Genomic DNA, 12,501 nt, shown 5'->3' on the forward strand with positions numbered 1-12,501 from the left:
TTCACGAAAATAGGGGACTAGTAGGCTAGACCCATGCTGCGGGTGGTTTCGGCACCCAAATAGACACGAATGCTCAAAAAGTCCGTCGGACAGGCCGTTTCGCAGCGTTTGCAGCCAACGCAATCTTCTGTGCGAGGGGAGGAGGCAATTTGACCCGCTTTGCAACCATCCCAAGGCACCATTTCCAGCACATCGGTGGGGCAGGCTCGCACACACTGGGTGCAGCCAATGCAGGTATCGTAGATTTTGACAGTGTGAGCCATGTGGTAACCGCTCCTAAAACGATCAGGATGACAGGTGGATGCCCTGCCGCCAACTCAGGAAGCCCCTAAGCTACGACAATAAGGGCAGTCTGGAGATAAATACCGAGATTTAGGATACCGCAGTGGTTGGTTGCGCGGCGGGGTGGATGAGCAAACTTCAAAGAATGTAACTTTTTTGTAAAGTCTGGTAAATTTACCTACTGTGGGGTCAATCTTAGTCATTTAATCCGTGGCGCTTGCTTGAGTTGCGGAACTTGAAAGGGTTCTAGGGATTCCAAGTACAGTGTAGTCGGATGCGTTGTGTGTGGTGGTCAATGTCTTGGAAGTGGTTGCCCCTTGCTGTGTGTAGTGCAGGCCTACTGCTGGTGCCTGTGCCTTCACCTCATTCCTTGGCTCAAACTTCCCCGCGCACAGATGCGATCGCTCCGTGGGAGATCATGAACTATGCCCGCGTGGTTCTGGAAATTGAACCCATTCGTCAAAAATACTATCGTCAAGCTCAGGTGGCTTTCCAAGGTCAAGTGCCCCGCAACTCTTGCTTTGGCATGAATCCCCAAAATATCCCCAGTGGCTTGGAGACCATCTGTGCTAACTATGTGCGTGAGGCAATGCAGGTGCTGAGGAAATATAATATGTCTTTAGAGCGATTCAATGCGATTACACTGCGGGCACAGCAGGACAGCGCCTTGAGTCAGCGTATTCAGGCCGAGATGGTGCGATTGCAGCGACCTTGAACCCATGAAACCCACTCAACCAACTCTAAGTATTATTACTGCGACCTATAATGCTGAGGAACACCTGCCACGGTTGATTGCGTCGTTGATTGCTCAAACCGATCCAGACTTTGAGTGGGTCGTTGCCGACGGTGGTTCTACAGATCGCACTTTAGAGCTAATAGAAGCAGCAACAGCTAAACTCAAGGCAGTCGTTGTCGACTCGCGACCTGACTTTGGGATCTATGATGCCCTCAACCGTGCTATTCGCCTAGCCTCAGGAGACTATTATCTGGTGATGGGTGCAGATGACGAGCTCTTTCCTGAGGCAGTTGCCCAATACAAGATCGCTTGCGAGGAAACAGGGGCGGATTTTGTTACTGCTAACTATTACATAGGAGAGCGTGACATAGCGTCTGTTTCGCAGCCAGCATGGGAATGGCGGAGGGGAATGCATGCTCACGTAACTAGTCATGCTGTTGGCTTGGCAATTCGACGCACATTACACCAAAGGGTTGGTCAATACTCCCGCCATTTTCCTATCGCAGCGGATGAGCTTTTTGTTATGCAAGCAATTCGTTCAGGCGCAAGGGTTGCTAGGAGAGATTTTATTGCTGGGCGTTTCCATCCCCATGGAACCAGTGGTAGCGATCTTTTGGGATCGATTGTTGAGATGTATCGGGTTCAAGTTCGTTTAGGACACTCCCTCCTTGTCCAAACTTTGCTACTCTTTTGTCGGATTATCAGATATTGGCTCCGCATTCAACAACAGAGATCAAAATTTCTGTTGTAATTCCTTTGTATAACAAAGCTAGGCATATTGCTCATACGCTGAGGAGCGTTTTGCAGCAAGCCAGCCCAGCAGCTGAGATTCTTGTGGTTGATGATGGGTCAACTGATGCTGGAGCTGAAATTGTTCGCGGCTTTTTGGATCAGGGTGTGCGTTTGATTCAACAGCCAAACCAAGGGGTGAGCGCCGCCCGTAATCGCGGATTACAGGAAGCCAGTTATCCCTATGGGAACTACTATTTGCCACCAAGCGGGTTGCCATGGTCAAGTGCCCCGCAACTCTTGCTTTGGCATGAATCCCCAAAATATCCCCAGTGGCTTGGAGACCATCTGTGCTAACTATGTGCGTGAGGCAATGCAGGTGCTGAGGAAATATAATATGTCTTTAGAGCGATTCAATGCGATTACACTGCGAGCACAGCAGGACAGCGCCTTTAGCCAACGCATCCAAGCCGAAATGTTGCGATTGCAACAACCTTGATCATCAAGTCCATGTTTTGCCTAGCTTTCTTAACAAGCCATCAACAGTACCCTTAAGGCAAGCATAGATTTTTAGGCATTTTTCAGAGTCCTCAAATAATAAAATCACAAAGATTTTCCTCAAGCACTTAAAAACTCGATAAAAAGTACCAATGATAAAAAAGAAATAATTTTTAGACAATCGTGTTTCTAAGTAAGTGTGATTTCTATGAACGTAAAAATATCGTAGGGAGGAATATAAGTAAATAGTTTTACTTTTTTTGAATAACTGAATAGATTTTGAGTTACCAAATCGATGATTTATTTTTCCATTGCAAATAGTAAATATTTTATAGTTCTTTTCTCTTAGCTTCATGCAGTAATCAAAATCAACAGCATCGATAAATAGGGATTCATTAGGCAAACTGATCTTTTTTGCGGCATGACAATTAAGTAATGTCCCTGAAGTAATGACAGCATCACATTCATAAACCATATTTGAAGAATTTATCTTATGCCTACAAAATCGATAATTTTTATAAATAAATCCACAATCAATCTGGCCTGTTTCTTGATCCTTTACTAAGCAAGAGAGAATACCAATCTCGGATTTATTATTATAATTCTCATAAAAATTAATTAGATTCTCTAGAGCATTGTCATAGGGAGTGCTATCCTGATCAAATAACCAAATGAAGTCAAATTTATTTTGAATTGCGTATTGAATTCCAAGGGCTAAACCACCAGCGACACCAATGTTTTCAGGATGATGCTTAACCTCTATAGATAGATTATTTCCTAATGTCTGAATAGTAAGAGGTTTGGATGAGTTATCAACAATTAATAGCTGGTCGATCTTATATGTTTGATTGATCAGGCTGTCTATACATCTATTGAGGGCAGAAGAATCATTATAGGCAGTAATATAGGCTAAGATTCTATAATCCATCTAGAGGTAACGGTAATTTTTGATCAATCGATAAATCAGCAATAATAGCTGAATGTATTTTGGAAAAAACTCTTTTTGAATAAGAAATAGCTCACAGAGAAGATTTGATTTATAGCGATGGGATAATCCTTTGGTATTGTATTGGCCAGCAATAAATTTGGCGATCGCAGTCTTGCCACCCCCCTGTTGAACTTTGAGGATAAACGCTGCATCCGCAGCCGTAGGGTAGTAGTGCGAGTAATAGCCATACCGCTCATGTAGATTTCGTTTGATAAGTGTACCGACAGATTGAGCAGTGGTAAATGCTTGCACACCATGATGCCAAACAGCTCCCCCTGTTGGTTTAATGATTTCTTTTTTTTCTGAGTAGATATAGGCTGAAATTAGATCAGCTTCAGAAGTGGCGGCTGCTTGTTTGTAATGGGCGATCGCTAGGGGGTCGAGGCGATCGTCGGCACCAACGACGAGATAATAGTCCCCGGATGCCCGTTGAATTCCTTTATTCAAGGCATGGAAAATACCAAAATCTGGCTCACTCACATAGTCAGTAATGACATCTCGTGCAGCTTGAATCAACTCAAGGGTGCCATCTTGGGAAGCTCCATCTATAACGATCCATTCAAAGGCGCGATCGCTCTGTTGGCGCACAGACTCAATCAGCCCCGGTAAGTGATCCGCAGCGTTATAGGTGGCTGTAATCAAGGAGATAGATGGGAAGGCTACCACACTGGATCGCAATTAATGGGAAATGACGAGACTAATCTCCACCTTTTGATTGTATAGAGTGGGTGGGGCGATCGCCTCGTCGTTATCTATGTGTTAAAAATTGTGATTGCTAGGCGCAGCCACAGCCTGTATGGCCACAGCCACCGCTTTCTTTGCAGGTGCCGTTGGCACAGGCTTCGGAGCAGTAGGGTTTGCCTTCAACCATGATGGCCTCGCTGAGGGAGACAATGCAGAGACAGTGGGGGCAGGCGCATTTCATTTGGGTAACGGTTGTCATGGCTTTTTTCTCCAAATGGGTGACACAAGGGAGGTATGCTTCACCTCTCCTTTAATATATCTGAACAGTTGTTCAAATGTCAATTAGTTAGCACCTGATCAACGCCTATGATGGAAGTATGAATACTAAAATTTTTGCTCCTTCTCATCCTCATCATCCAGAGGCTTTGGCACGAGCGAGCGATCGCCTGCTCTCTACAGAAAAAGCCCAACGGATGGCGCAATTTTTTGGCCTGCTAGCCGATGCCAACCGACTGCGGATTGTAGCCTTGCTCGCCCAAGGGGAGTTTTGTGTTGGCGATATTGCCGTGGCACTGGAAATGAGCGAGTCTGCCGTCTCCCACCAATTGCGGATGCTTAAGGCCATGCGACTGGTCAAGTTTCGTCGCCAAGGGCGGCATATCTTTTATCAATTGCTAGATCACCATGTCCTCGCTCTTTATGAGGCGGTCGCAGAACACTTAGATGAAGACGCATCAGACACTTCAGGGAGTGGGAACGGGGCAAGATGAGGGTGAGGCAATTCCTGAACCAGCGGGGGCAGCTTCTAAAATTTGGGTTGTGGTTAGTGTTGTAAACGTAGCATAGGTGCAGCCCGTAAATGCTTTCAATTCTGAACGCTCAGGGGTGGCTTGGAATTCAGCATAGTTACTATTCGCAGCGGTGATTGCGTAATCATAGTCGGGCGTATCACTAAAGCCGATTTGTAAACTTGCGATGTCAGTGGTGAATGTGGGATTGGCCAAACGGTAGGCCTGTTGCGCACGGTTGACCGCACCAACGTTTGTTTTGGCTTGGGATTCGCGGGCTTTGGTGGCTTGATTTAACATGGAGGGCAGGGCGATCGCGGCCAAAATCGCAATAATGATGACGACGACGAGCAGTTCAATCAGGGTAAAGCCTTTCGAGAGGATGAGCGATCGGTAGAACCAAGGCAAATTAAGACGGTAAGGAGACATAGGGCGGCTCTCAGGTTAGACTCGTCTTCACTCTCAAGTGTTCCCACAGATCTCCGTAAAATTACAGGCAGCTCCCCTATAGCCCCAGTAGTTTTTTCTTGGCCGCTTGGAACTCCGCTTCTGAGAGTAGCCCCTGCTGGTACATGGCCATGAGTTGTTGCAGTTGCTCTAAGCCAGAGGAACTCGCCGAAGCACTGGTTTCAGGTGTTGGTTCGGGTTGGGATGGAGGTGGTTCAGGAGCAGGGGACGTTGGTGTGGGGCTAGGGGCTGGTGTGCCTTGAGCCAATTGATAGGTTTGGATCACCTCTTGGAGAATGGCGGCTTCTCGCTTATATTCAAGGCTGTCGCGTCCTCCAGCTTTGTGGAGTTCTTCCTCGCGTCGCTTCAAGTAGTTCAGTAGATGCTCATAGAGGACTTGCTTTTGTTCTGGGGTTTCGGCTGCTTTGAGAATAACGGTCACTTGGCGCTGAATTTCCTCTAAGTCGGGACGGCAGGCCAACACCTCTAGGACTTGGGTCACTTCCTCCCAGTTGGCGGCAATATCCACATCTTCAAGACCAACGGCGGTATGGCGGGTGTAGCGGATGGTGGCTTCGCGGGTGGCGCGGTTTTCTGCTTGTTTAAGGACATCAAGGGCGCGAGCAATCACCACCAGTTTTAGAATTTGGGGGTTTTCTGGAAAGACATCCCAGAAGGGGGGATCCTTTTGCAGATGTACGGGGATGGGCAAATCGCGGTTTTCTCCCCGCAGGCGGGCGCGTTTGGCGGTAATCATTTGGCCTCGCCAATCTTGGTAGGACTGGCGCAGTTCGGGCATGCCCTCAATACAGCGTAGGGAAAAGCCCCCCATCTCTTGGACAAAGACAATGCGGTGCCGCTCGCGATCGCCCAAAGGCTTAATGTCATCACTGGTAATGCTCTGGCCATTCGGTTTGACGAGGTTCTTGAGCAGGGGAATCAGTTTTTTGGCAGCCAAATCGGTAGTATTTTCACCGCCGACAATGGCGATATTGGTATTCACTGAAGGAGTAAAGCCAGCATCACGACCACTCATGACCGCTTGGGAGAGCAATAGCAGTGGCTTTGATTTCTGATAGGCCATGCGCAGGACACTGAGGATTTCCCCTTCATCATTGCGATAAACCTGCAACAGGCGATCGCAGGCAGTGAGATCCCGCACAAGGCGGCTCTCTTCTGGGGCATTTTGCACGGTGCGCCGTACGGTTTCTTGGATAATCTCCCGCAGGTCACTTTCTTGGACATCCGCTAGTTGTGCCAAATCCAAGAGACGCATCACCTCATTGGCGGCGCGGGTTTCCTTCCAGAGGGGACTGGCCTCCTGCAACACCGTTGCTGCCGTTGTGGTACAGAGTTGGTTCAGACCAATGGCAAATGTGGACTGCACCCCGGTATTGGCACCCGCATAGCGTTCCACCAAGTCTTGATAGAGGCCATTGAGTTCTTGGCGATCGTAGAGCTTCACCCCATTGATTCGCAGGGCATCGGCACTATCCGCTTGACTATCGGCCATCGCCTTGAAACCATCCCGTAAATTGAGGAGCCGCTGGTTGAGCTTGGCAAGACGTGCCTCCATCCCTTGCAGCCATTCCTCCAGTTTGCCCATCACCTCTTTGGCCAGAATGCGGGCTTTGGCTTGAATGATGGCATTGAAACTGCCCTCAATCCCCTCTAGAGCCTGCTGGCAAAATTCCTCCATTTTGGCTTGCTTGGAGATGCCAAAGAGAGTGCTAAAGTGCTGGATGTCCTGCAGGGCATTTTCGTATTGTCGCTGACGGTTGGTGATATTGGGTTGCCAAGTATGCTGAATTTCGCGGTCGTACTTTTCTGCTTGGCTCATAAAAATTTGGCGAATTTGCAGCAGAAAGGCATTGGCAAACTTGGGTCCGCGATTGCGATCTTCAACAATGCGGTAGAACTCCTCCTCAAGACTTTGGCGAGCCTGCTGGATAATTTGATTGCGGTTGTCGTACATGCGCTGCAAAAAGTCACCGTGGAGACGCTCATCGGGGCTAAGTTCGCGCAAGTGGGCAGCACGGTAATTGTCCACCTGTTCACTCAGCCAAGGCACAAATTGCAAAATTTTGCCTCTTTCCGCACCAATCATGCCCGCCACCCCCTGTTGGGTACATTCAAGGCGGTTTTCACGGCTAATTTGATTGCGTAGATCGTTAACCCAGCGGGAAATTTCCTGCATGTAGGGGCGATCGCCCGCTGCTGCTAAGGCCAGTACCAAATCCACATCCAGCAAGTTCATGGGTTTCAGGAGACTCTGGGTCACCTCTAAAAGCTGGGGTGGCAATTGCACCGATTCGTTCAGCCACCAGTGAATAAAGTCTTGGCAAAGGCGATAGGTCAAGGAGGCGCGAATTTGGGCAATGGGAATTTCGACACTGGAGAGGCCAAAGGCCATAAAGCTCTTGGGATAGCCTCGCCCCCCGGCATCCTGAGAGGCCCAAGCCGCCTTAATGTTGTCGCGAATCGAGCGTTTGTGGGGGGCAAAGTCAGAAGTGAGATCCAAAAAGATATTTTGGGCAATCATCTCGCGGATCTCATCGAGCTTGAATTCATTCTCGCCATTTTTGGTGCCCACGAGGTAGGTAAAGTCAAAGGGAGGACAATTGTAGCGCACTTCGTCGCTGAGGCTGCTACTAAATTGCGCCACGTACTCGGTGCGGTAGTCGGCAAAGTAACTGAGTTCCATGAGGGCGGCATAGCCATTGGCCAGCACGCGATCGCCGACACTAATGGCGGCAAAGGCATTGGGCATGGGCACAATTGCCGTGATCAGAGGACTCGACTGCCCCTTGAGCCAATGGCGCACACAATAGCCCAAGTCAATGAGCATACCGCTACCGGTGCCCCCAGAGAGGGAGCCCGTAATAAAGACATTTAAGCTGCTGTTGTTGACCTTGACCCCATAGCGGCTTTGCATATAACTTTCGTGGCCTTTAACGCGATCGCTGGCCGCTTGGAACTTTTGTTGAATCGCATGGTAGTTGCAAAAGAAGGCAAACCGACCACAGGCACGGATTTGACCCGCCCCGGCCTCTAGGGCGGTAATGTTGCGCTCCAGTTCCTTGGGAAACCAAGAGGCAATCCACGGGTAGTTGTCGAGGTTTTGAATGATTTGCTGCACGTTTTTGCCACTGACACTGGCCCAGTGCTTTTCGTTGTCCTTGAGGGGAGAGCCAGCGGCGAGGGGGTTACTCACTTTGTAGTCGCGATCGGTGTCAATGGCAAGGAAGCTAATCACGGGAAACTGTTTCAGACTGCCGTAGGTTTCTTCCACCAGTCGCCGCACCCGCGATAGCACCTCAATGCCTGTACCTCCCACGCCAACAATTACTGTCGGAACAATGGACTTTTCCTCCACCTGTGCAGGCATGATTCCCGTCTCCGTGACCAGTCATCCCCATCCTAGCAAGGATGTCTACCAAGTCTGGAGTGGCCTGTCCATGAATACCATCCCTCAGGAGAGCAGAGAACCGTGGTAGTAGGAGACTCATTGACTGGGAACTGGTACGAATCCTCTCACGGCAGTACCCTGTGGATTTCGGGGCTGGTTCATTCCCTGATCGGCAGCAGGGAGCAGCCGCAGTTGCCAAAATTTGAGGCGCCTTCACGATAGATTGAAAGATGTTTGCGCCCTGAGTATCGTCATGACAGCTTCTTCTCCGGTTTCGACAACAACTGCCCCTTCCCTAACACCGGTGGCGGTACCCCGCCAGGATCTGACTGTGCCGCTGTGGTTAGCGCTGGCGATCGCTGCCGTTGCTACGGTGATCCTTTACATTTTCTTTTTGCCCCTTCAGGGCACCTACCTTGGCCAACTGCTCCTCAATCGTGGCTGGACGCAACCCGTGGCTGTCTTTTTTGCGTGGACAGTTTTGGTGTTTACGATTTTGAAGGCGATCGCCCTCTTTCAACAAGCACCCAGCCTGCGGCAAATCTGGATTCCCGCCAACTACCCCTTCACCTCAATGCGGGATATTTTGCAATTACAGCAAACCCTTGCCCAACGGCGGACACTGCTGCCCAATCGCTGTGCCCGTGTTTTAGGCGCGTTTCTCAGTAGTGGCCAGCGAGAGATTGCCGTTGAAGCCGCCGCAGAAGAGAGTGGCAGTGCCGCAGCCGCCACTGATGCCTCCTATACGATTCCCCGTGTTCTCGTCTGGGCGATTCCCCTGCTGGGCTTTATTGGCACCGTGGTTGGGATTAGCCAAGCGGTCAGTGGCTTTTCCAGCTTTTTGGAGACGGCTCAGGACGTGAACCAAATCAAGGAGGGGATTGGCGGTGTGACGACGGGGCTAGCAGTGGCCTTTGATACGACCCTCGTGGCCTTGGTGCTGAGTGTGCTGGTGATGATTCCGATGGTGATCGTTGAACGCTGGGAGAATAAGCTGCTGCTGCAAATTGACACCTACATTAACGATCAACTGCTGCCCCGCCTCCCCGTTACGAATACGTCCGCAGGGGTGGATCGCGACACTCTCCAAGACGTGATTCAGGAAACGATTCGCACGGAGCTGCCCACGGAGGAACGGCTGCAACAACTCTTGGACAACTTAAATCAACTGGCCCGTGCCGTGGTCAGGGATCGGCAGCAATTTGTGGCCACACTGGAGGAGCGCCAGCAACAGTCCATTGAGCAGTTTGAGCGCCTCGTGACCCAGATTCAGCACAGCCAAGGGGAACTACTGGCGCACGTCAATCAGGAACAGACCGCCATTGCCCAAGAACTGCGGCAACAAAGTCAGTACATTGCTCAACTCTTGGCCGAGAGCGATCGCACCCTACAACAGCGGTTACAACTGTTAGAAACCCTCAACCAAGCCCTGCAAGCCCTCGCCGATACGGGTAATCTGCAACTGCTGCTCGATCGCCTCAACCACACGCTGGGGAATTTGCAACCGGTACTACGGCAACTGGCGCAACCTCGACGGGTGACGCTGGTGGAGCAGCCCAGTTCCTTGGAGGGGGGCAATCCCTAGACTGCGAGGAACCGCTGAATCCCGTCTTGGCTGAGATCACCGGTGGGGTCAGAGGCCACAATGCCCCCCTTTTGTATCGCATAGCACCAGTCTGCCCCCCGCACAACGTGGAGGTGCTGCTCCACTAGAAGGACCGAAATGCCTCTTGGCTGAGATCTGCACCCATGGGGTAGAGCATTTTCTTCAGCACAGGAAAGAGTTCAAAATCTCCTTAACCCGGTGGCCATTGCATGGCTCGCCCGCCCAACAGGTGCAGGTGCAGATGATAGACGGTTTGACCGCCATCGGGGCCATTGTTAATGACAATCCGATAGCCATTGGTTAAACCCTCTGCCTCAGCAATGCGTTTGGCCGTCAGCAGCAGGTGCCCCAGCACACGGTGATCTTCCGGTTCTGCCAAGCTCAGTTGGGGAATCGGCTTTTTGGGGATGACCAGAATATGCACGGGGGCTTGGGGGTTGATATCACGAAAGGCCAAGCAAAGGTCATCCTCATGGACAATATCCGCTGGGATCTCGCGGCGAATGATGCGGCTAAAAATGGTTTCCGTGGTCATGGTTTCACTCCTCACAGAGGTCTAATGGTTTAGGGATCCACCCAGCGGCCATCGGCTTTGATTAATTCCACAAGGGCAGCCACCCCTTCAGATTCCGGCACCTTTTTCACTTCCTCACGACCGCGATAGAGCGAGATATAGCCAGGTTGTTTGCCCACATAGCCATAGTCGGCGTCGGCCATTTCCCCTGGCCCATTGACAATGCAGCCCATGACAGCAATATTCAGACCCGTGAGGTGTTTGGTGGCTTCGCGGACTTTGTGCAGGACTTCCTCAAGGTTAAAGAGGGTACGGCCACAGGAGGGACAGGCCACATACTCCACCATGGTGCGCCGCAGACCCAAGGCTTGCAAAATGCCGTAGCAGACGGGAATTTCTTTTTCGGGGGCTTCGGTGAGGGAGACACGAATCGTATCGCCAATACCTTCGGCAAGGAGGGTGGCAATGCCAGCAGTGGATTTGATGCGGCCATACTCGCCATCGCCGGCTTCAGTGACTCCCAAGTGGAGGGGGTAGTCCATGCCCAGTTCATCCATGCGCTTGACCATAAGGCGGTTGGCGGCAATCATCACGGGTACCCGTGAGGCCTTGAGGGAAATTTCAAGGTTGTAGAAATTCAAAGACTCGCAGATGCGGATAAATTCTAGAGCCGATTCCACCATGCCTTCTGGGGTGTCCCCATACGTAAAGAGCATCCGCTCAGCAAGAGAACCGTGATTGACGCCAATGCGCATGGATTTGCCCTGATCCCGCAGCGAGATCACCAGTGGCTCAAGGGTTTCGCGAATTTTGGCACCAATTTCCTCAAACTCGGCTTGGGTGTATTCAGTGCGATCGGGCTTGGGTTTCTCAAAGACGTATAGCCCCGGATTGATGCGTACATTGTCCACATACTTGGCAACTTCGAGGGCAATTTTCATGCCGTTGTGGTGAACATCGGCAACCAAGGGCACAGGTTTGTAGGTTTGGTAGAGGCGATCGCGAATCTCTTCCATGGCTTTAGCATGGGCAAGGCTAGGCACTGTCACCCGCACAATTTCACAGCCAATTTCATGGAGACGACGAATGGCGGCTACTGAGCCTTCAATATCTAGCGTGTCTTCATTGATCATCGATTGCACCGCCACAGGATGACCGCCCCCAATGATGACAGAGCCAACGGGCACAGGACGGGTTTTGCGACGGACAATGGCGGTTTCTGTCGGAGTAGCTTGAACAGGACTCGGCAGCGTTTGCATAGGATGTAAGTGGCCAAATTGCGCAACTTCTCCCTTTCAGGATGCCATAGAAGCGGCAAGCTGCGGCAGGCGATCGCCTCCCAAGAGATTTGCTATAATTTTCTCGGAACCTAAAAAATACTCAAATGTCCCCTTCATTGTTAGCGGCAGCCTTTAACAACCCTAACGCTGTTTCTAGCACCCGAACTGCTGTCGCCAGAGGTAAGTGACGCAATTTGCCAAGAATCTCAGTCACCAGTTGTTCTTCTTCGCGGTTGGTGACATCTGTTTGGTTGAGGTAGGCGATAAAACTTTCTAAATCCTCAAAGCCAAAAACACGACATAACTTTAATAGATTTTCAGCATTTGGAAATGAAGCCATATTTTCCCATTTTTGCAAGCAGGTATAGGAGATTCCCAGCTCGGCGGCAAAGGCACGTTGACTGCGTATCCCCCGTTTTTGGCGTAGCAGCCTAGAGAGTTGTTTTCGAGAGAGTGGACTAACCATGCGGAACCTAAATAGACCCTTGGAAAGGGCACTGCGTCTTTCAATAACTTTACATGTCAAGCTCATCAATGAAT

At 50.5% G+C, this 12,501-nt stretch carries 15 protein-coding genes and 1 pseudogene; 6 read left to right on the plus strand and 10 right to left on the minus strand.

The genetic code is table 11. The annotated features are described in order from the left end of the window. Positions 1-17 precede the first annotated feature (17 nt). Entirely contained in the window at positions 18-263 is a 246-nt protein-coding gene (gene psaC, locus RHH27_RS00165; protein WP_011056855.1) for a photosystem I iron-sulfur center protein PsaC, read from the minus strand. A gap of 314 nt (positions 264-577) precedes the next feature. Here psaC and RHH27_RS00170 point away from each other — a divergent pair, with 314 nt between their 5' ends. Genes RHH27_RS00170 through RHH27_RS00180 form a run of 4 tightly spaced genes read left to right on the plus strand, consistent with a single transcriptional unit; the run spans position 578 to position 2,246 of the window. After that, positions 578-997, plus strand: a complete 420-nt coding sequence (locus RHH27_RS00170) for a DUF4168 domain-containing protein (protein WP_302678527.1) — start codon at positions 578-580, stop codon at positions 995-997. A 4-nt stretch (positions 998-1,001) separates the two neighbouring features. Next, positions 1,002-1,769, plus strand: coding sequence for a glycosyltransferase (locus RHH27_RS00175; protein ID WP_302678528.1), 768 nt, complete (start codon positions 1,002-1,004; stop codon positions 1,767-1,769). Positions 1,770-1,819: 50 nt separating this feature from the next. Further along, positions 1,820-2,104 (plus strand): glycosyltransferase family 2 protein, encoded by a 285-nt coding sequence (locus RHH27_RS13250; RefSeq protein ID WP_399373011.1) that lies wholly within the window; start codon positions 1,820-1,822, stop codon positions 2,102-2,104. Further along, the gene (locus RHH27_RS00180; protein ID WP_302678529.1) at positions 1,992-2,246 is read left to right on the plus strand and encodes a DUF4168 domain-containing protein; all 255 of its coding nucleotides are present in this window, start codon (positions 1,992-1,994) and stop codon (positions 2,244-2,246) included. The genes RHH27_RS13250 and RHH27_RS00180 overlap by 113 nt, the downstream gene beginning before the upstream one ends. 3 nt (positions 2,247-2,249) lie before the next feature. Here RHH27_RS00180 and RHH27_RS00185 read toward each other — a convergent pair whose 3' ends face one another. The 3 genes from RHH27_RS00185 to RHH27_RS00195 form a co-directional block, all read right to left on the minus strand. Continuing rightward, positions 2,250-3,173 (minus strand): glycosyltransferase family 2 protein, encoded by a 924-nt coding sequence (locus tag RHH27_RS00185; RefSeq protein ID WP_302678530.1) that lies wholly within the window; start codon positions 3,171-3,173, stop codon positions 2,250-2,252. After that, positions 3,174-3,875, minus strand: coding sequence for a glycosyltransferase (locus RHH27_RS00190; protein ID WP_302678531.1), 702 nt, complete (start codon positions 3,873-3,875; stop codon positions 3,174-3,176). Positions 3,876-4,008: 133 nt separating this feature from the next. Further along, a complete protein-coding gene (locus RHH27_RS00195; protein ID WP_302678532.1) occupies positions 4,009-4,176 on the minus strand; it encodes a metallothionein in 168 nt (55 codons plus the stop codon). A 118-nt stretch (positions 4,177-4,294) separates the two neighbouring features. Between RHH27_RS00195 and RHH27_RS00200 the strand changes: the two genes are divergently transcribed. After that, positions 4,295-4,687, plus strand: coding sequence for a helix-turn-helix transcriptional regulator (locus RHH27_RS00200; RefSeq protein WP_286626074.1), 393 nt, complete (start codon positions 4,295-4,297; stop codon positions 4,685-4,687). Here the strand turns inward: RHH27_RS00200 and RHH27_RS00205 are convergent. After that, positions 4,661-5,134: a type IV pilin-like G/H family protein gene (locus RHH27_RS00205; RefSeq protein WP_302678533.1), complete on the minus strand. Its 474-nt coding sequence runs from the start codon at positions 5,132-5,134 to the stop codon at positions 4,661-4,663. The genes RHH27_RS00200 and RHH27_RS00205 overlap by 27 nt on opposite strands. Positions 5,135-5,210: 76 nt before the next feature. Next, positions 5,211-8,540 carry a tubulin-like doman-containing protein gene (locus RHH27_RS00210; protein ID WP_302678534.1) on the minus strand — a complete coding sequence of 1,110 codons (3,330 nt, stop codon included), beginning with the start codon at positions 8,538-8,540 and terminating at the stop codon, positions 5,211-5,213. Between the two features lie 274 nt (positions 8,541-8,814). On the opposite strand from RHH27_RS00210, the gene RHH27_RS00215 reads away from it, so the two are divergent. Further along, a complete protein-coding gene (locus RHH27_RS00215; RefSeq protein ID WP_302678535.1) occupies positions 8,815-10,146 on the plus strand; it encodes a MotA/TolQ/ExbB proton channel family protein in 1,332 nt (443 codons plus the stop codon). Here the strand turns inward: RHH27_RS00215 and RHH27_RS13255 are convergent. From RHH27_RS13255 to RHH27_RS00235, 4 genes and pseudogenes are all read right to left on the minus strand, one after another. Continuing rightward, positions 10,143-10,289: pseudogene (locus tag RHH27_RS13255) on the minus strand (ABC transporter ATP-binding protein); the annotation flags it as partial. The gene RHH27_RS00215 and the pseudogene RHH27_RS13255 sit on opposite strands and share 4 nt — an antisense overlap. 68 nt (positions 10,290-10,357) lie before the next feature. Further along, positions 10,358-10,702: a histidine triad nucleotide-binding protein gene (locus tag RHH27_RS00225; protein WP_181496625.1), complete on the minus strand. Its 345-nt coding sequence runs from the start codon at positions 10,700-10,702 to the stop codon at positions 10,358-10,360. A 29-nt stretch (positions 10,703-10,731) separates the two neighbouring features. After that, entirely contained in the window at positions 10,732-11,940 is a 1,209-nt protein-coding gene (gene ispG, locus RHH27_RS00230) for a (E)-4-hydroxy-3-methylbut-2-enyl-diphosphate synthase (RefSeq protein ID WP_206200565.1), read from the minus strand. Between the two features lie 121 nt (positions 11,941-12,061). Next, on the minus strand, positions 12,062-12,493 hold the full coding sequence (locus RHH27_RS00235) for a helix-turn-helix domain-containing protein (protein ID WP_302679174.1): 432 nt from the start codon (positions 12,491-12,493) through the stop codon (positions 12,062-12,064). Positions 12,494-12,501: the final 8 nt, after the last annotated feature.

It is taken from the genome of Thermosynechococcus sp. PP555 (assembly GCF_031583225.1).
In the GTDB taxonomy this organism is placed as follows: Bacteria; Cyanobacteriota; Cyanobacteriia; order Thermosynechococcales; family Thermosynechococcaceae; genus Thermosynechococcus.